Origin of the sequence: Synechococcus sp. W65.1 (genome assembly GCF_047461615.1) — a bacterium.
Classification (GTDB): domain Bacteria; phylum Cyanobacteriota; class Cyanobacteriia; order Thermostichales; family Thermostichaceae; genus Thermostichus.
The window spans coordinates 75,848-92,548 of the sequence record NZ_JANSHI010000003.1 but is presented as its reverse complement, the minus strand read 5'-3'; the positions used below and the strand labels follow the sequence as shown (position 1 = coordinate 92,548).

Sequence of the window (16,701 nt, the reverse complement as noted above, 5' to 3'; positions counted from 1 at the left end):
CTCTGCTCTAGTCCTTGATTCACCGTTCGCGTAAGCGGGACGGAGTCCGTACAATTGGCCACTTTGTTGCATAACCAACCTTCTGCCTTGACGTAGATGGGCTGAGCTAGTAGGCTAGCCAGTACATCTTGAGTAGGCGTTTTGCCTAGGCTAAAGTTGGCTCCGTCTTTAGCCTGTGTGCCCGGTATAGCAAGGAGCAACTACCTGCAGCTCGCGGGGAAGTTACGCCTGTGGAGATTCCTCTGGCGGGGTGGTAGGGGTAAACTCTGCCACTAGCTACGGGTCGTGGAAGCAGGAAGAAAGCGTCAACCTGGAGCAAAAGTCCGCTTTTGTCCAGCGTTGTATAAGTCTTTCAGAGCGGATTGTCGCCACTGCATCAAAAGCTGCAGGAGCACTGGGAAAAGCAATTGCCCTGGGATCCCAGCGGAGCTCTGGCCTCTTTGCTCAGCGTCGTCCCTTTCTTGCTGGCAGCAGCGGTGGTGGTGGCTTTAACCGAGATCTCTTTGGGCAAAAGCTGGGCCGTCTCCTGGGGTCTTATCGCCTGTGTTGGCGGTGGCCTCTGCGAGCTGGGCCGGCGGGGCAATGCTCGCTGACCTCTAGCTCCTTGCCCTGTCTGCCCCCATTCTCAAAGACTACTTGTCCAACTTTTCAATGTAGGGGCGAATGTCGTTGAGGTCGATGTAGCGGTCGGTGGCGTTGCGCAGCTCGCGGGCAATCATCCCTTCGGTGGAGACAACTGTAATCGTAGTGTTTTTGGAGCGCAACAACTCAATGGCCCGCTCGAAATCACCGTCGCCGCTAAACAGGATGAGCCGGTCGTATTGACCGACCGTGTTGAACATATCGATAACAATTTCGATATCTAGGTTGGCCCTCTGGGAGTAACGGCCCGAATCTTCGTCCCGATACTCCTTGAGAAGCTTGGTGCGAACCGTATAGCCCAAGTTGATCAGGGCGTCTCGGAAGGCCCTTTGGTCGTTGGGATCCTTGATGCCGGTGTACCAAAATGCATTGACTAGCTCGACGTTGGGTTGGGACCTGACAAAGTAATCCAAGACCCGGCGGGGATCAAAGAACCAGCCGATTTTTTGTTGAGCATAAAACATATTGTTTCCATCGATAAAGATGGAAACCCGTGTGACGGGGTATCGAAACATAAATTTTCCGGAAAATAGTCAGGTGGACTGGTTAAGAGCGTTGATTAGCTTAACGCAAAAAGGGTTGCACCAGAACAGAGCTGGCTAGTGTCAATCTCCTATCATAGCCAAAAGAGGGCTCCCTGGCTTCGATCCCTAGCCCGGCAAAGAGTTAGGTTCCAGCTAGGGCAGAGTATGGCTGGAGGGGGAGCGGCCTGTCTGGCTGAGGTAGAGCTCTGCCAGTTGGCGAGCCAGGTTGCGGATGCGCCCGATGTAGAGAGTGCGCTCAGCCACGGCAATGACGCCGCGGGCATCGAGCAGGTTGAAGGTGTGGGAGCACTTGAGCACGTAGTCGTAGGCAGGCAGAAGCAGCGACACCGGTAGCCGATCGCTCAAGACCTGTTCTTGGAGCTTCTGCCGCGTGGTTTCGATTAGCCGCTTGGCCTCGGCTTCGTAGAGCCGAAACAGCTCCAACAGCATCTCGGGATTCGAATACTCAAAGTTGTAGTAGGATTGCTCCACCTCATTTTGGAAGTAGATTTGCCCATAGGTAATCCGTCCCAGAGAAGGGTGCTCACTCCAGCAGAGGTCAAAAACGGAGTCCACCCCCTGCAGGTACATGGCTAGGCGCTCCAGACCGTAGGTAATCTCCACAGAAACGGGGTGGCAATCCTGGCTGCCCACTTGTTGGAAGTAGGTGAACTGGGTTATTTCCATGCCATCTAGCCACACTTCCCAGCCCACGCCCCAGGCGCCCAGGGTGGGGGATTCCCAGTCGTCTTCCACAAAGCGAATGTCGTGCTCTGCCGGGTCGATGCCCAAGGCCCGCAGGCTCTCCAGGTACACCTCTTGGATGTCGTCGGGGGAGGGCTTGAGGAGGACTTGGTACTGAAAGTAGTGCTGCAAGCGGTTAGGGTTTTGGCCATAGCGCCCGTCAGTGGGGCGGCGACAGGGCTCCACGTAGGCCACCCGCCAGGGATCCGGCCCTAGGGCGCGTAGGAAGGTGTGGGGGCTCATGGTGCCGGCCCCCTTTTCCAAGTCGTAGGGCTGCAGGATCAGGCAACCCTGCTCTCCCCAAAACTGCTGCAAGCGAAGGATTAGATCTTGAAAGGTGTGAGCTGCCATGGCAAAGGGCGGCAGAGAGAGCACTCCCTATCCTACCAACACCTCTCCCTTGCCCAGTCGTTCAGCGCTTCTTGTCAAGGGCGGAGGTTTAGGTGGGGGCCAAGCCAATTTTGGTGCGGATCTCCTCGCGAAGGCGGGCGGTGATTGAGGCTTCGTCCAAATCGGCCAAAATCTGGGCTATGGCGGCTTTGGGTCCCTCCGGCCCCCAACTGGCTCCTTGGGCCAGGTAGCGGCGGGCTGCCTCGCCAATGGCGTAGCAGGAAAAGCCAGCCATCACTGCCTGCGTCAGGGCCACTGACCCGTAGGCTCCTAGCGAAAGTCCGCCGGCAAAGGGCAGGGATCCCCCCAGCAAGGTTTTCAGGGATCCCAATCCCAACAGCGCTACCCATTCTCCCGCCCCCAGGCTGAGCATGCTGAGGACAATCTTCTGCAGCAGTTGCATGGCACCGGCGGTGGTCAGGGGCCAGCCGTAGAGGCGGGCCATGCGCAAGATGAGGGCCACATCCAAAGCCAACCCCCCCAGGGTGTCAAGCAGAGTAACGGGGTTGAGGGCAACGGCCAGGGCTTTGGTGCGGGCGGCGGCGGCGATGAGATCTTGGGCTTGCTGGGCGCGGCTTTGCAACTTGCGCTCGATGACCTGCTGGTTGAGGCGATCGGCAAAGAGGAGGGCGTTGAGGGCTAGCAGGGAGCGCCCTTCCCGCTGCAAGACTTCTAGGATTTTTAGGCGCAGCGCGTCCACTTGGGGGGGGCCGCTTTCCATCTCCACGCCAAAGCTGCCATCTGGCTTCTGCACCAGGCGCGGCACGCGCGGCGAGGCGGCCACCATGACAACCTCGTCAGGGGAAAGAAGCTGCCGCACCCGTTCGTTGCGGATCTTGTCGTAGATGGCCTGGCGATCCGCCTCGGGGTACTGGTCGATCTTGTTGAACACCAGCAGCATGGGCTTGCCCGCCTCCCGCAGCGTCGCTAGAGCCTCAAACTCCACCCGCGTCAGATCTCCGCAGACCACGAAGAGGATGAGATCTGCCCGCTGGGCCACCTCCTGGGCCAGTCGCGCCCGCTCCTCGCCGTCTACTTCATCCAGGCCAGGAGTGTCGATTAGCTCCAGCCGGGATCCCTGCCAGTGGCTGACCTGAACCGACTGCACCGAGGCCGAGGATAGGAAAGAGCAGGGGGGACGAGTTCCCCAGCAGATGTTCCAGGCAGCTACTTGCTGGGTGCGGGTGGTCCCGTGGGTAGGCCCCGTGGCAAAAACCGGCTCCCCCAGGAGAGCATTGAGCAGGGAAGACTTGCCCCGCCCCACCAGGCCGAAGGCAGCAATGTGGATGATCTCGGCTTCCAGTTTGTCCAGCAGGGCTTGCAAGTTTTCCAGCTCCCCTTCCAGGCCGGCAATCTCCTGGGGGCGCAGATCCAGTTGGGCCACCCACTGGCGCAGGCTGCGCTTGGCTTGTTGGTAATGGAGATCCTCTTGCAGAGTGCTGCGGCAAGCCATAGCCAGTAGCAGGAAAACAGCCTCGGGGAGGCAGATTCAACAATAACAATAGCAACGGCAAAGAGTGGCCCCTAGCCTAAGCCGAGTTTGTCAACTGGCTATGATGGATGGGAGAAAGGGGTTGGAAAGGCAATGCCATGCTAACCAAGGGCCGGATTCTGTTCAGCCCAGTCGGGTGGGTGGGGAAGTTGTGCTTGGCCGGCTTGAGCTTAGGGCTGCTGGGCTGCAGCCCCGCAGGTTTTCGTACCCCACCTTCTAGCTTGACCAACAGCGGCCTCAACAGCATTTTCCCCGATGGGGAGCCCGCTTTCAGTGGCGATGGTCGCTACCTGGTGTTTTCCTCAGCCCGCGGCGGCAGTCAGGCCATTTTTCTCTACGACCTGGTGGAACAGCGGCTGGTAGACTTGCCTGGGCTCAATTCCAGCGACGTGGCCGCCAGTTCGCCCGATATCAGCGCTGATGGGCGCTACATCGTCTATGTGTCCAACGCGCTGGGCAAATCGGAGATCTTTCTCTACGACCGCGAAACCCGCCGGGTTGAGAACATCAGCAGCCGGGTGCCAGGGGATGTGCGCAACCCCACCATCAGCGGCGATGGGCGCTTTATCGCCTTTGAGAGTAACGGTCGGGGACAGTGGAACATCGAGATCTTCGACCGCGGCCCGGCGGCCACGCAACCGCCTGCAGCCAACTCTTCCAACGCCGGCAGGAACCCCTAGCCCCTTTGGACTTGCTGCATGCTTGCTGCCTTTGCCCAACGACTTGAGCCCCTGCGCTCTAATGTCTTTGACCAGCTAGACCAGGCCAAGTGGGAGGCGCGCCGCTCCGGCGTGGATGTCATCGACCTGTCTCTGGGATCCTCGGATCTGCCCCCACCTCCGGAAGCGCTGGCAGCCATGCAAGCGGCTTTGGCGGATCCCTCCACCTACGGCTACACCCTCTTCCACGACACGGCTGAGTTTCGCGCCGCCTGTGCCCAGTGGTACCAGAGGAAGTTTGGCCTAGTCATCGATCCAGAAACGGAGGTGCTGCCGCTGATTGGATCCCAGCAGGGGACGGCCCTCCTGCCGCTAGCTCTGCTTAACCCCGGCGAGGTTGCCTTGGTTACCGACCCTGGGTATCCTTCCCATGTGGGGGGGATCCATCTAGCGGGCGGGATCCCTTACTACTTGCCCCTGCGGGCAGAAAACCGCTTCCTACCCCAGTGGGATGAGATCCCAAAGGAGATCTGCCGCCAGGCGCGGCTATTGGTGCTGAGCTATCCCCACAACCCCACTACTGCCACCGTTACCCCGGAGTTTTGGCAGGAAACGCTGCAATTTTGCCAGCGGTACAACATCGTGCTGGCGCACGACTTTCCCTACGTGGACTGGCGTTTCGACGGCCAGGTGGCTCCTTCGGCGCTGCAGGCGGATCCCGACAAGACCCGCACTATCGAGTTCTTTTCCCTCTCCAAGTCCTACCACATGGGGGGGTTCCGGGTGGCGTATGCCATCGGTAGCCGCGAGCTGATCCGAGCCTTGCGGTTGGTGAAGTCCACCATTGACTTCCACCCCTACCAGGGCATCTTGCGGGGAGCAGCAGCGGCCTTGGCGGCTCCCGATAGCTTTTTGGATCACTGGCGGCAGGTATACCGCAAGCGACGGGATCTTGCGGTGGCCGCTCTGCACCGCATCGGCTGGCCCGTGCCCCTGCCGGAGGCCACCATGTACCTGTGGGCACCTTTGCCCGAGTTCTATCGCGGCTCTTCAGCCCAGTTTTGTCTAGACTTGGTACGGGCTACCGGGGTGGCTCTGTCGCCAGGCTCAGGCTTTGGCCCCGGCGGCGAAGGCTATGTCCGCTTTGCGCTGGTGGCAGAGGGATCCCGGCTGGAGGAGGCGATAGAACGAATTGGGGAATTCTTAGGCAAAGGCACTTCCGGTCTCCGGCAGGCCTAGTCGCATAGAGCCAGCTTAGAAGCAGCAAGGGGGCAGGCTACAGGTGCCCCTCTGAGGCCGGTTGTTGTCCCCGTCCTGGCCTTTTAGGCTGCCAGTATTAGCTGCAGCCAGCGTCGGCTAATCTGAGCCAGGATAGGAGTTGTGTTGGCCCAGTTGGCTCCCAAGGGGCATGGAAAAAGAGACGCTCGAGAGTTTTTTGTCCATCCGCGGGGTGATGGGGGTAGCGCTCCTGAGTCGAACAGGTCGCCCTTTTTTCTACCGCTCTTTTCAGAACTTGGACAGCCGACAGCAGCAGGCCCTCACCGAAGGGCTGTTTCAGGTTTTGCAAACCATGCCCCCAGGACTGGACTACTTTGACTTTCAGTTTGCCGAGCAGCGGGTTTTTGTCTACCCCCTGGGGCCGGAATGGGTGTTGCTGGTGGCAGTCAATGACGAGGTGGTGATGCCGGTTTACACCTTGGCCGTCAACCGCCTGCGAGCCGAGCTGCAACAGGATGCGTCGAAGGGCCTGGCTACCTTTCGCCTTTTGACCAACCCGGCAGGGGCTGCTCGCAACCCCACCCAGCCCAACGCTACTTTGACAGGGGGCCAGCCCAAGGCAACTCAGCCTATGGCGACGGCCAGCCCCAGGAAGGTGGAGGTTTTCGTGCAATCGCTCAACCATATCTGCCAGATGGCTAGTGGCTATCTGGGCAAGGCGGTGATTGTCAACTACTGGAAGGCAGCCCGACAGGAAGTGCTGGAGCAGCAGGGATCCCTAGCCGAGTGGCTCAACGAGTTTGAGATCGAGCGCAGTGGCCAAATTCACTACAAAGGCCTCCTCAAGGAACTGGACGAGTCTCAGCAAAAAGTGCTACGGGACTGGGTGCTGGCTTTTTTTCACCGCTGCGAAGCAGTGATCCGCGACTTTCGCAATTTGATTAAGTCTGCCGAATGGCGCCTGTAAGCTACCCGCTCTGAAAGACTCATACAACCTCGGACAAAAGCGAACTTTTGCTCCAGGTTGACGCTTTCTTCCTGCTTCCACGACCCATAGCTAGCAGCAGAGTTCACCTCCACTACCCCACTAGAGGGATCTCCACAGGCGTCACTTCCCGTCGAGCTGACGGTAGTTGCTCCTTGGCTCTTGATGAGCACCCAGGCAAAAGACGGAGCCAACTTTAGCCTAGGCAAAGTGCCTACAAGAGAGGTTGGTTATGCCACAAAGCGGCCGATTGTCGGGTGAATCAAGGATAGAGGAGAGCCCACAGCCATAGCTTGCTTCCGCGAAGCGGCAGCCAGGGGCTCCTTGTAGCCCTACAGCTAGCAAGTCAACCCTGAACCTCTGGGCTGGTTCAATAGGGCAATTCCGTTGGTCGCGTTGGGATCCACCTCCCCCTTCCGCCCCAGGCTGGAGTAACACACCGTTTGCGCTACTCGGAAGCCTCCTTTCCCGTTTCCTTCCCACGGCTCAAGAGGGGGGCTTCCGCGCCGCGTTTTTCGGTGATACGATCAACTACTGACTCTCAGTAGAGGCACGCCTATTCATTGGGGCTGTTAACTCAGAGGTAGAGTACCACCTTGACACGGTGGGAGCCGCTGGTTCGATTCCAGCACAGCCCAGCGCAAGCAAGCCAAAAAAGAGCCAAAGCTGCCACGCAACCCACCCCCATGCAAAAAGAGGCGGGATCCCCTCTGGCTCGCCTCAGGGATCCCTATACTGGAGTAGAGGCCCTGGAAGGCGCCGGGGGGGCGAGGGTAGCATTAGGTCAAACTGCGAGAGGGGGAAAGACCAATGGGATTGTTTGAGCGGGTCAGCCGAATCATTAGAGCCAACCTCAACGCGCTCATCAGCAGTGCCGAGGATCCAGAGAAGATCCTGAACCAAACCATTCAGGACATGGCTGAGGATCACTACCAAATGCGGCAGGCCGTCGCCCAAGCCATTGCTGCCCAGAAGCGCCTGGAGCGGCAGTACGAGCAGGCCCAGCAAAGCGTGGAGGAGTGGCACAGACGGGCTGAGTTGGCCCTACGCAACAACAACGAGGCGCTGGCCCGGGAAGCCCTGGTGCGCAAGAAAACCTTTGCCGAGACTGCCCAAAGCCTAAAGCAGCAGCTAGACGAGCAGACCAGGCAAGTGGAGATGCTCAAAACCAACATGACCAAGCTGGAAAGCAAGATTGCCGAGGCCAAAACCAAAAAGGACATGCTCATCGCCCGAGCCCGCGCCGCCAAGGCTTCCCAGCAGATCAATCAGGTTATCGGCCGGGTGGATCCCAGCAGCGCCTTTGCCGCCTTTGAGCGCATGGAAGAGAAGGTAAACGCTCTGGAGGCCCAATCCGCAGCAGTGGCCGAGCTGGCAGCCGACAGCCTGGAGCAGCAGTTTGCCGCTCTAGAAGCAGGCGGAGCGGATGTGGATCAGGAGCTGAGGTTGCTCAAGGCAGCCATCCAGGCCCAGTTGCCTGCCGGTGAGACGAAAGCTGTGCAGCAAGGTCAAGCTGGAGCCCCAACTGGGGGCAAAGTAGATGTAGATGCAGAATTGGAAGAGCTGCGCCGCGAAATTGATCAACTCTAATGCCAGGAGTTAGTGCGGGGGATCCATCTTCTTCGCCTAGGGACGTGGGGCTGCTCTAAAAGAGAGCCAAGAGGTGGTAAGCTGCGCAAAGGAGCTCTCTCTGGATAGAGGGGAGCAAGGTCGCCTTCTGGCATTTCGGCAAGAAATCACGAGCAATGGCAACGGTGAGTCTCAAGCCTCTTTTGGATCCCAAGCAACTGTTGCAGGCTTATGCCTCTGGCCAGCGAGATTTTTCTGGCTCTAACCTGAGTGGGGCCCAGTTGAGCGGCGCAAGCTTGAGGGGGATTATCCTGCGGGATGCTGACTTAAGCGGGGCAGACTTGCGCGAAGCAGATTTGTCGGGGGCAGATCTAACTGGAGCCAGCCTACGCGGCGCCAAGTTGCGGAGGGTCAATCTCATCGGGGCTAAGCTAGTGAAGGCGGATCTACGGGGGGCCAACCTCTACCGGGCCAAGCTGCTCAGGGCCGATCTCAGCGAGGCCGATCTCAGCCGAGCCGATCTGCGTTTTGGCGCCGACCTGCGCGGAGCCACCATCACCAACACCCACTTTCGCGGCGCCCTCTACGACGAGTACACCAAGTTTCCAGAGGGGTTCAACCCGGTTGAAATGGGAATGTAGCTTCCCTCAGGGGATCAGGCCTTGCCAGAGGTAGGCTGCGCCTGCAGCCGTCACGATAAAGGGGGGGTTGCGCAAGTCTGGCTTGTTGTAGCGCAAGGGATCCCCTTGCAAGTCCGTGACGCTGCCCCCCGCCTGCTCGACAAGGCACTGGGCGGCGGCAGTATCCCACTCCAGGGTTGGGCCAAAGCGGGGGTAGAGGTGAGCGGATCCCTCGGCCACTAGGCAAAACTTGAGGGCACTGCCCACCGACTTCACCTCAAGGGAGCCGTAGCGGCGCTGCAGCCGCTTTAAGAACTGCTCTGTTTCCGTGTCTTTGTGGGAGCGGCTGGCCACTACCTGTAGAGGGGGCTGGGCAGGCGGGCGGGACCAGATGGGCTCGTCGCCCCTGTAGGCTCCTAGCTTTTGGGCAGCCCTGTAGGTGAGGCCCAACGCCGGGGCATGGACGACGCCCAAGATGGGGATCCCTGCCTCGACAAGGGCAATGTTGACGGTAAACTGGCCGTTGCCCTCGAGGAACTCGCGCGTGCCATCTAAGGGATCCACCAACCAAAACTGCTGCCACTGTTGCCGCTCCCAGTAGGGGATCCCGCTGGCTTCTTCTGAGAGGACGGGAATCGTGGGGGTAAGATCCTGCAGTCCCTCGAGGAGCAGGCGGTGGGCAGCCAGATCCGCCTCGGTCAAGGGAGAGGCATCTGCTTTGAGTTCGACCTGCAGCGATTCTTGCCGATAGAAGGGCAAGATGGCCCGCCCTGCCGCTTCTGCTAGGCGGCACACCTCGGGCAAGAGAGCGGCTAGGTTAGAAACCTGCACAGATTCTTCCCCCAGCTAGCGACGCACGGGAATGCCGTGGGCGGCCAAGTCGGCCTTGATCTGCTCAATCGTCAGCCGGCCGTAGTGGAGCAGCGAGGCCAGTAGAGCTGCTTCTGCCCCCCCCTCCTGGAGAGCTTGGCGGATGTGGGCACATTCCCCTGCTCCTCCGGAGGCAATCACCGGCACCGCCACTGCCTCGGCCACCCGCCGGGTCAGCTCCAGGTCGTAGCCGGCCTGGGTGCCATCAGCGTCCATGCTGGTCAGCAGGATTTCCCCTGCCCCCCGCTCGGTCACGGTTTTGGCCCACTCCACCGCATCCAGGCCTGTCGGCTCCCGCCCACCGCGCACGTACACCTCCCACCCCCCGCCTTGAGGTTTGGCGCGGGCGTCAATGGCCACGACGATGCACTGGGAGCCAAAGCGGCGGCTGGCTTGGGTAACCAGATCCGGATCCCGAACCGCTGCCGAGTTAAGGCTGACCTTGTCGGCGCCAGCCCGCAGCAGTTGCCGGATCCCCTCCAGATCGCGGATCCCACCGCCTACGGTGAGAGGAATGAATACCTGCTCTGCTGTGCGCCGCACCACCTCCAGCAAAATCTCCCGCTCCTCGTGGGTGGCGGTGATGTCCAGAAAGACCAGCTCATCCGCCCCTGCCCGATCATAGGCCCGCGCCAGCTCTACCGGGTCCCCAGCCTCCCGCAAGTTCCCAAACTGGATCCCTTTGACCACCCGCCCCCCTGCCACATCCAGACAGGGAATGATCCGCTTGGCCAACATGCCCCCTCCCGGGATTGCTAGGCAAAGCTGATAATCAGAAAGGGCTCCTGAAACTTGGCCCCGGTTACCTGCCGGCCTGCCAAGCTGGGCGGCAAGAACAAATTGCGCCGCTGATCCCCAGCGGTGATGGTCAACTCTGGCCCGGATTGGCTCAGCTCGATTTGGGTCTTGCTAAAGCCAGGAAGAAACAGCTTCACGCTGCGGGAGCCCTCGTCAATGGCTACGGGCGGCGGCACCTCAGGCATGGCAAAGATCCCACTTACTGCCTCTTCCAACGCCGACCAATCCGATCCCTGGCGCCGTGGCAGGGTGCGCACTGGCAGAGGAGAAAACTCAGCCGCCGACACCTCCCCGGGAACTAGCGGCATGACCCAGAGGCCACCCACGGTCAGCCCCACCATCTGGGCACTGCCCCAGAGGTAGCGGGCAACCTGGATTGCCATGGGATCCGGAGTCGTTACCAAATGCGCTACCACCCGCCGCGGATCGGCAATGGCAGAGCGCCCCTGCTCGAAAAGGTTAGCCATCCCCCCCAGGCGAGCTAGGAGCTCCTCCACCGAGGAAAACTCCAGGGTCGTCACCGACCGCAGCAGCGGTTCAAGAAAGGGAAGGAGAGTTTTGGCCAGATCGGATTGGAGGAAAGCCTGAGAAGCTCGCCGCCAGTACCAACTGGCCACCTCTGGGATCCCAAACGCCCGCAAGGTGGTCAAGTCCCCTGGGCCATCGTAGAGAATGCAGTCGTATTGACCGCTGGCATCGTAGCGGCGCAGGGCTTCCAGAGCCAGGGCCTGGTCCATCCCTGGCAGCACCCCTAGCTCCTGCCCATAGATTTCCCGGAAAAAGGGAGTGCGCACGTATTGGGCTTCCAGCTCCCTGGTTGCCGTCCAGTACTGCTCCAGAAGCTGGGTTGTCCGTAGCTGCACCACGCTTAAGTTGGCGGCAATGGTTACCGGCTCGCCGGAAAGCGGGATCCCACCCAGAAGCATCTCCAACCCCGGCCCCGCCTGATGGCCCACTAGCAGCACTCGCCGCCCCTGCTGCGCTGCTGCCCGCGCCACTGCTACAGCTAGAGTGCTCCGGCCCGTGCCCCCCTTCCCCAAGAAGGTCAGGATCTGGCTCATTCTCGCTCTCCTGATTCTCCGTAGATGTCGATGTACAGCGATTGCCCTGCCAACTGGGCTGCTGCTGTCATCACCTGACGAATTGCCTGCAAGGTACGCCCACCTCGCCCCAACACCCGACCGCGATCCTTGGGGTCAAAGGCTAGCCGCAGCCAGACCTTGCGTCCTCCACAGGTGGTTTCCACATCTGTTTGCAGGGGGCCGCTGGTAAGGAGCGGTTCAATCAAAAGATGAGCAAGGGTCTCGTAGTCCGGCATGGGAGGCAAAACGCAACCTAACCGCAAGCGTAGCTGAGCCTAGGCCTCAGTGGCTGCCTCGGGCTGGGACTTCTCCTCCCCCTGCTCTGATCCCTCGGGAACCTTCTGCTCCTCCCCGGCTTCAGGTTTGGCAATGGCCGGAATGCGAATCGAGGCCACCACACCCCCCTCACCGGCTTTCAACATCTCATAGATGCCCGCTTTTCTGAGGAGGCTGTCCACCGTATCGGTGGGCTTGGCACCGCGCCGCAGCCACTTGAGTAGGCCCGCTGTCTCCAGAACCGTCTCCTTGGTGCGCGGGTTGTAGTAGCCTAACTCCTCCAGCGGGCGACCTTCCCGGCGAGCCCTACTGTCAATAGCGATGATGCGATAGCTGGGTTGGTGCTTCTTTCCAAAGCGCTTGAGCCGCAACTTAACCATTGGAGGTGCTCCGCAAGCTGGGTAGGGTTGTCTAGGAAACGGAAACCAGCCGCCTAGCCTCTCCTCCACGTCCCTTCCTGGAGGCTGGGTCCGGCTAGTCGCTAACACAGGCTTCTCATTCTAGTCGATTTTCCCCTACCTGGATAAAGTGCCGACTCAACCCCAAGGGGGGATCTTCGTGGCAAAGTTGAAGAGGAAACCCAAGGCACAACTTCACATGATCACCTACACCGACTTGACTGCAGAGCAGCGCCAGCTCTACCTAAGAGCCCTCATTGCCGTAGCCCGCGTGGACGGCCAGCTCGATGAAGAAGAAGCCGACTTCTTCCTGCAAATTGCTGAAGGCATGGGCATTAACAAAGAGGTAGCTCAAAGCTATCTGGCCAACGACACGACTGCAACCCTAGAGCTCAGCGCCATCCCGCCTCTGCACAACGCCGCCGGGGCCTTGATCCTGCGGGATTTGGCGGCGATGGCAGTGGTCAACAACAAGCTGACAGAAAAAGAGGAGGCCCTGATTTTTGAAATTGGCAAGGCCATGCAGTTTAGTCGGGAGGAGATTGACGAATTTCTAGACTGGGCCTTCATGGGCCTGCAGTGGCAGCTGAAAAGTGCCGCTCTCCTGCAGCGGTATGCCCAGCCCGCTGCCAGCAACAGCTAGAAGCCCAGGGCCGCCGCCAACGGCTGCGCTAGCTGAGGTAGCGATCCAGAGCCCGCTGCAGCTCTTCCAGTTCCACCTCAATATTGCCGCTTTCAACGGCGTGGCGAATGCAGTGGCGGATGTGATCGTTGAGGATAATCCGCGCCAGCCGATCTAGCGCCCCCTTGACGGCGGCAATCTGGAGCAGCACATCCGGACAGGGTTGATCCTCTTCGATCATGGAGCGGATCCCACGCACATGCCCCTCAATGCGAGCCAGGCGGTGAATCAGCTTGCGCCGCGATTGCGGATCGTGGCGGTGAGGTTGGGCCCGCCCCGAGAGAGGGGGTCGCTCCAACGCCAGTTCCCACTCTTCCTCCCAATCAGGTTCTTCAGGAAGTGGAGGAATGGAGCCAGTCTGAAGCGGGGGAATAGGATCGGCCATAGGAGGAGTCGAGGACTGTCTGCATGATACCCCCTGCTTTTCTCCGAGCAGGTTGAGGTGCTCTAGAATAGGAAAGGATATGAAATTTTGTAAATCCTCTCCTGGCTTGGCTTCATGACCTCCGTACTCTCCCCCTTTGGCCCCGTAGAAGCGGATCTAGAGCGTTTACGCCAGAACTTGACGCGGCTGGTCAGCGCCAAACACCCCATCCTGGCCATGGCTGCCGAACATCTGTTCTCGGTGGGGGGGAAAGGGATCCGACCAGCAATCGTGCTCCTGATTGCGCGGGCCACTACGCCCGACGGGGAGATTACCCCCCAGCATTGGCGCCTGGCGGAAATTACCGAGATGATCCACACCGCCAGCCTGATGCACGACGACGTCATCGACACTGCTACCGTGCGGCGCGGCGTCAGCACAGTCAACACCCTTTTTGATAACCGGGTGGCGGTGCTGGCAGGGGATTACCTGTTTGGGCAGGCAGCCTGGTATTTGGCCAACCTGGACAACCTGGAGGTGGTGAAGCTGCTGTCCAAGGTCATCATGGACCTGCCAGAGGGAGAGGTGCGCCAGAGCCTCACTCGCTTTGATCCCGACGTCTCCCTGGAAGAGTACCTCGCCAAAAGCTTCTACAAAACCGCCTCCCTTATTTCTGGCAGTGCTAAGGCAGCAGGTCTCCTGAGCGGGGTAAGTCCTGAAGTAGCCGATCGCCTCTTCGACTTTGGCTGCAACCTGGGCATCGCTTTTCAGATTGTCGATGATCTCCTCGACTTTACTGGGTCGGCGGAGACGCTGGGCAAGCCAGTGGGATCCGACCTCATCCAGGGCAACCTGACAGCACCCGTTTTGTTTGCGCTAGAGGAGTTTCCGCAGATGCGGGAGCTCATCCTCAGAGAGTTGGCCGAACCGCAGGATCTCCAGCAGGTTCTAGAGTGGGTCTACCAAAGTGAGGGGATCCCGCGCTCCCGCCAGTTGGCGCGCGACTATGCCCAACGGGCTGCCGAGGCCCTGCAAGTTCTGCCGGACTCTGAAGCGCGCCAGGCTCTGCTGCAGATGGTAGACTACGTCCTCGAGCGGCCTTGCTAGGAGGCTTTTACGGAGATAGACCCGAGGCTCGAGTCGCCGCTGCCGAGAGCTCAGGGTAGGTGGGTGGAGTGAAAAAGCGCAGGCGATTGGGTGGCCAAAAGCGAAAGATGGTATTGCCGATAATGTTTTCTTTGGGCAAAAACCCCCAGATGTGCGAGTCCTGGCTGTCATTGCGGTTGTCCCCCATTACAAAATAGGAGTTAGGAGGGACAACAAATTCCGATCCCTGGTTGGGCACTCCAGGACAGCGCTCGCCAGGGCAGGAGTAGTCAGGGGGAGCGTAGATGTAGTCCTCCTGCAGAGGAATGCCGTTGACGATTACCTTGCCCTCAGCAATGCGGATGCGATCCCCTGGCAGGCCGATTACCCGCTTGATGTAAGCACCGTTGAAGTTCAAGTGGGCAGGCGGGTAGAAGACAATGATGTCGCCGCGTCTGGGGGCGCTGAAGCGGTAGCTAACCTTTTCTACCACCAAGCGATCCCCTTCTTCTAGGGTGGGCAGCATGGAATCCGAGGGGATCCAGCGCGCCTCCGCCACAAAGGTGCGAATGCCAAGGGCCAGTAGCAGCGCCAGCAGCACCGTCAGCAGGTTTTCCCGCTGCGCCTGCCACCAGGTGCGAGATGGGGAATTGGCAGGGGTTTTGCTGGGCGGCAACTGGGGCTGGGGCAAAGACCTCGGATCTGTGGAGGGCATGGAGGCTAAACGCGCATGACTGCACAATTTCCAGATTATCGCACCCGGCAGGAGCGGAGACCGTCCCCTTTCCTGGCACTAGAAAGGCAAACGTCTGGCAAAACTTGATGGCGATTTCAACAGAAGAACAGCTTGAGCGCTTAGTCGAGAAGTAATTTTGCAGCGGACTGATTGGCTGACGGGGGATACCGAAAAGCCCTTGGCGCGAGTCGAGAAACTATACAGGGATCTGGTATTGCTTAGAGCAGCGGAGGACGGCTGGAACGTCTTGGCCTTATTGCTGGGGCGACCGTTATTGCCGGCGTCATTTTAACTGCTAGGTTCGCAAAAACGTGGGGAGCTAGCAAAAGCAGGGGGATCCCGCCAAAGGCCTAGCGGATCAACTGCCGGAGGTGAGTTTTTCCCAGTCCTGCTGGTGGATGGCAAGCATCTGGGCCTGGGCCTGGATGGCCGCTAACGTCTCTGCCATCAGGGGCCAGTTGCTGTCAGGGGGAGTGGGATACTGCTTAAGCTTCCCCAGGGTGCTGCTGAGGGCCACTTGCAGCTGCTGCAGCAGTTGGTGGGTTTGTTGGGCCAAAGCCAAGGTCTCGGAGACGCGGAGGCGGTTTTGGCCTTGCTGGTACTTCTGGAGGGCTTCTCCTCGCAGAATGCTGAGGATGGCTCCTTCCCTGGGAGGAGAGCCTGGCCCGCTTTTGGAGGGCTGGGGGATAATGCGCAACTGCAGCACCAGCGGCTCCCCCCGGTACAGCCGCTCCGCTTCTGCCTGCTGCGGCTCCCCGATGAGGCTGGGATCGAGAGCCATCATCCGCTTCATGGCAGCGATTAGCCTAGCCCGGATGGGTTCCGAGAGTTCCTTGAACAGATCCCGCAAAATCCCCTGCTGGCGGTAGCGCACCCGACACAGCACTCCCTCCTGGGGCTCTACAAAAATTTGCTCTGCTTTCTCGTCTAAAGCCCTCCGCAGCATCGAGTTCAGCAACTGCTGCACCGTCTCTTCCGATTCGTCACTAGGAGAGGGCGGAGCAGTTGGCCGTGCCGGCAGCGGCTGGGTGGGAGTTGGGTGGCTGGGCGGCCCGGCTACGGGAGCGGGGACTTCTGGGGTGGTGCGGCTGGCTTGGGCCCGCAGGCGGAGCCGCTCTACCTCTGCTGGACTGGGGGGATGGCTGAAGTAGTGGGCAATTAACTCCTGCTGCTGCTCCAGCGTAATCGGAACTGGCTCGACCGAGATCTGGGAGTAAGCCAGCATTTTGCTCACGTAGTCCAGGGCTGCCAAATCCTGGGGATCCACCATGCCCAGGATCAAGCTGTCCGTATCCAGGGCCAAAGGCACCACCTGGTAGTAGATACAAATCTCCACCGGCAGGTATTGGGCAATCAGGGCCGCCACCCGCGCTCGGTCAATTAGAGAAGGGTGTCCTACCGCCAAAGAGGCATTTGGATTGGTCATGGCAAGCCTGCAGGGATCCCGGAGGGGAAAAGCGTCGTCTTCGATCATAGGCCCTTGGCCTCCGGGGTTTCTGCCTCGCCTGTCCCTAAGCAGCCCAGATTGAATAATCTAATACTAGGAGCATTCCTTTGGATCTTCTG

The 16,701-nt window shown here is 59.9% G+C and carries 18 protein-coding genes, 1 tRNA gene and 1 pseudogene; 9 read left to right on the top strand and 11 right to left on the bottom strand.

All coding sequences use genetic code 11. From position 1 onward, the window contains the following. Positions 1 to 362 precede the first annotated feature (362 nt). On the top strand, positions 363 to 593 hold the full coding sequence (locus NW806_RS02815) for a hypothetical protein (RefSeq protein WP_414394557.1): 231 nt from the start codon (positions 363 to 365) through the stop codon (positions 591 to 593). A gap of 39 nt (positions 594 to 632) precedes the next feature. Here the strand turns inward: NW806_RS02815 and NW806_RS02810 are convergent, their stop codons facing one another. The 3 genes from NW806_RS02810 to NW806_RS02800 form a co-directional block, all read right to left on the bottom strand. Then, entirely contained in the window at positions 633 to 1,157 is a 525-nt protein-coding gene (locus NW806_RS02810; RefSeq protein ID WP_414394559.1) for an NYN domain-containing protein, read from the bottom strand. 162 nt (positions 1,158 to 1,319) lie between these two features. Then, positions 1,320 to 2,261 carry a glycine--tRNA ligase subunit alpha gene (gene glyQ, locus NW806_RS02805; RefSeq protein ID WP_414409974.1) on the bottom strand — a complete coding sequence of 314 codons (942 nt, stop codon included), beginning with the start codon at positions 2,259 to 2,261 and terminating at the stop codon, positions 1,320 to 1,322. Between the two features lie 88 nt (positions 2,262 to 2,349). Continuing rightward, a complete protein-coding gene (locus tag NW806_RS02800; protein ID WP_414394561.1) occupies positions 2,350 to 3,753 on the bottom strand; it encodes a DUF697 domain-containing protein in 1,404 nt (467 codons plus the stop codon). Between the two features lie 137 nt (positions 3,754 to 3,890). On the opposite strand from NW806_RS02800, the gene NW806_RS02795 reads away from it, so the two are divergent. From NW806_RS02795 to NW806_RS02770, 6 genes are all read left to right on the top strand, one after another. Next, entirely contained in the window at positions 3,891 to 4,472 is a 582-nt protein-coding gene (locus NW806_RS02795; protein WP_414394562.1) for a TolB family protein, read from the top strand. Between the two features lie 18 nt (positions 4,473 to 4,490). Beyond that, the gene (locus NW806_RS02790; protein ID WP_414409925.1) at positions 4,491 to 5,690 is read left to right on the top strand and encodes an LL-diaminopimelate aminotransferase; all 1,200 of its coding nucleotides are present in this window, start codon (positions 4,491 to 4,493) and stop codon (positions 5,688 to 5,690) included. A gap of 169 nt (positions 5,691 to 5,859) precedes the next feature. Next, entirely contained in the window at positions 5,860 to 6,636 is a 777-nt protein-coding gene (locus NW806_RS02785) for a hypothetical protein (RefSeq protein WP_414409924.1), read from the top strand. A gap of 584 nt (positions 6,637 to 7,220) precedes the next feature. Next, positions 7,221 to 7,292 (top strand) — tRNA-Val (locus NW806_RS02780). Positions 7,293 to 7,464: 172 nt separating this feature from the next. Continuing rightward, positions 7,465 to 8,244: a PspA/IM30 family protein gene (locus tag NW806_RS02775; protein ID WP_414409923.1), complete on the top strand. Its 780-nt coding sequence runs from the start codon at positions 7,465 to 7,467 to the stop codon at positions 8,242 to 8,244. A gap of 155 nt (positions 8,245 to 8,399) precedes the next feature. Then, positions 8,400 to 8,864, top strand: coding sequence for a pentapeptide repeat-containing protein (locus NW806_RS02770; RefSeq protein WP_414409922.1), 465 nt, complete (start codon positions 8,400 to 8,402; stop codon positions 8,862 to 8,864). A 6-nt stretch (positions 8,865 to 8,870) separates the two neighbouring features. On the opposite strand, the gene cysQ is transcribed toward NW806_RS02770, so the two are convergent. The 5 genes and pseudogenes from cysQ to rpsP all read right to left on the bottom strand — a co-directional run. Next, positions 8,871 to 9,674: a 3'(2'),5'-bisphosphate nucleotidase CysQ gene (gene cysQ, locus NW806_RS02765; protein WP_414409921.1), complete on the bottom strand. Its 804-nt coding sequence runs from the start codon at positions 9,672 to 9,674 to the stop codon at positions 8,871 to 8,873. Positions 9,675 to 9,689: 15 nt separating this feature from the next. Beyond that, on the bottom strand, positions 9,690 to 10,451 hold the full coding sequence (gene hisF, locus NW806_RS02760) for an imidazole glycerol phosphate synthase subunit HisF (protein WP_414409920.1): 762 nt from the start codon (positions 10,449 to 10,451) through the stop codon (positions 9,690 to 9,692). 17 nt (positions 10,452 to 10,468) lie between these two features. After that, the gene (locus tag NW806_RS02755; RefSeq protein ID WP_414409919.1) at positions 10,469 to 11,572 is read right to left on the bottom strand and encodes an ArsA family ATPase; all 1,104 of its coding nucleotides are present in this window, start codon (positions 11,570 to 11,572) and stop codon (positions 10,469 to 10,471) included. Continuing rightward, entirely contained in the window at positions 11,569 to 11,829 is a 261-nt protein-coding gene (locus NW806_RS02750) for a KH domain-containing protein (protein ID WP_414394578.1), read from the bottom strand. The genes NW806_RS02755 and NW806_RS02750 overlap by 4 nt, the downstream gene beginning before the upstream one ends. A gap of 174 nt (positions 11,830 to 12,003) precedes the next feature. Then, positions 12,004 to 12,249 (bottom strand): annotated as a pseudogene (rpsP, locus tag NW806_RS02745) (30S ribosomal protein S16); the annotation flags it as partial. Positions 12,250 to 12,466: 217 nt separating this feature from the next. On the opposite strand from rpsP, the gene NW806_RS02740 reads away from it, so the two are divergent. Then, on the top strand, positions 12,467 to 12,910 hold the full coding sequence (locus NW806_RS02740) for a TerB family tellurite resistance protein (protein WP_414409918.1): 444 nt from the start codon (positions 12,467 to 12,469) through the stop codon (positions 12,908 to 12,910). A 28-nt stretch (positions 12,911 to 12,938) separates the two neighbouring features. On the opposite strand, the gene NW806_RS02735 is transcribed toward NW806_RS02740, so the two are convergent. Further along, positions 12,939 to 13,334: a metal-sensing transcriptional repressor gene (locus NW806_RS02735; protein ID WP_414394582.1), complete on the bottom strand. Its 396-nt coding sequence runs from the start codon at positions 13,332 to 13,334 to the stop codon at positions 12,939 to 12,941. Between the two features lie 114 nt (positions 13,335 to 13,448). Between NW806_RS02735 and sds the strand changes: the two genes are divergently transcribed. Then, the gene (sds, locus tag NW806_RS02730) at positions 13,449 to 14,420 is read left to right on the top strand and encodes a solanesyl diphosphate synthase (RefSeq protein WP_414394583.1); all 972 of its coding nucleotides are present in this window, start codon (positions 13,449 to 13,451) and stop codon (positions 14,418 to 14,420) included. 7 nt (positions 14,421 to 14,427) lie between these two features. On the opposite strand, the gene lepB is transcribed toward sds, so the two are convergent. Further along, on the bottom strand, positions 14,428 to 15,114 hold the full coding sequence (lepB, locus tag NW806_RS02725; protein WP_414409917.1) for a signal peptidase I: 687 nt from the start codon (positions 15,112 to 15,114) through the stop codon (positions 14,428 to 14,430). Positions 15,115 to 15,493: 379 nt separating this feature from the next. Next, positions 15,494 to 16,561, bottom strand: coding sequence for a hypothetical protein (locus tag NW806_RS02720; RefSeq protein WP_414409916.1), 1,068 nt, complete (start codon positions 16,559 to 16,561; stop codon positions 15,494 to 15,496). Between the last annotated feature and the right edge of the window lie 140 nt (positions 16,562 to 16,701).

Excerpts from the sequence above, each read along its gene's own strand:
- NW806_RS02810 (WP_414394559.1), bottom strand. The coding sequence starts at position 1,157 with ATGTTTCGATACCCCGTCACACGGGTTTCCATCTTTATCGATGGAAAC.
- glyQ (WP_414409974.1), bottom strand. The coding sequence starts at position 2,261 with ATGGCAGCTCACACCTTTCAAGATCTAATCCTTCGCTTGCAGCAGTTT.
- NW806_RS02800 (WP_414394561.1), bottom strand. The coding sequence starts at position 3,753 with ATGGCTTGCCGCAGCACTCTGCAAGAGGATCTCCATTACCAACAAGCC.
- NW806_RS02795 (WP_414394562.1), top strand. The coding sequence starts at position 3,891 with ATGCTAACCAAGGGCCGGATTCTGTTCAGCCCAGTCGGGTGGGTGGGG.
- NW806_RS02790 (WP_414409925.1), top strand. The coding sequence starts at position 4,491 with ATGCTTGCTGCCTTTGCCCAACGACTTGAGCCCCTGCGCTCTAATGTC.
- NW806_RS02785 (WP_414409924.1), top strand. The coding sequence starts at position 5,860 with ATGGAAAAAGAGACGCTCGAGAGTTTTTTGTCCATCCGCGGGGTGATG.
- NW806_RS02775 (WP_414409923.1), top strand. The coding sequence starts at position 7,465 with ATGGGATTGTTTGAGCGGGTCAGCCGAATCATTAGAGCCAACCTCAAC.
- NW806_RS02770 (WP_414409922.1), top strand. The coding sequence starts at position 8,400 with ATGGCAACGGTGAGTCTCAAGCCTCTTTTGGATCCCAAGCAACTGTTG.
- hisF (WP_414409920.1), bottom strand. The coding sequence starts at position 10,451 with ATGTTGGCCAAGCGGATCATTCCCTGTCTGGATGTGGCAGGGGGGCGG.
- NW806_RS02755 (WP_414409919.1), bottom strand. The coding sequence starts at position 11,572 with ATGAGCCAGATCCTGACCTTCTTGGGGAAGGGGGGCACGGGCCGGAGC.
- NW806_RS02750 (WP_414394578.1), bottom strand. The coding sequence starts at position 11,829 with ATGCCGGACTACGAGACCCTTGCTCATCTTTTGATTGAACCGCTCCTT.
- NW806_RS02740 (WP_414409918.1), top strand. The coding sequence starts at position 12,467 with ATGATCACCTACACCGACTTGACTGCAGAGCAGCGCCAGCTCTACCTA.
- NW806_RS02735 (WP_414394582.1), bottom strand. The coding sequence starts at position 13,334 with ATGGCCGATCCTATTCCCCCGCTTCAGACTGGCTCCATTCCTCCACTT.
- sds (WP_414394583.1), top strand. The coding sequence starts at position 13,449 with ATGACCTCCGTACTCTCCCCCTTTGGCCCCGTAGAAGCGGATCTAGAG.
- lepB (WP_414409917.1), bottom strand. The coding sequence starts at position 15,114 with ATGCCCTCCACAGATCCGAGGTCTTTGCCCCAGCCCCAGTTGCCGCCC.
- NW806_RS02720 (WP_414409916.1), bottom strand. The coding sequence starts at position 16,561 with ATGACCAATCCAAATGCCTCTTTGGCGGTAGGACACCCTTCTCTAATT.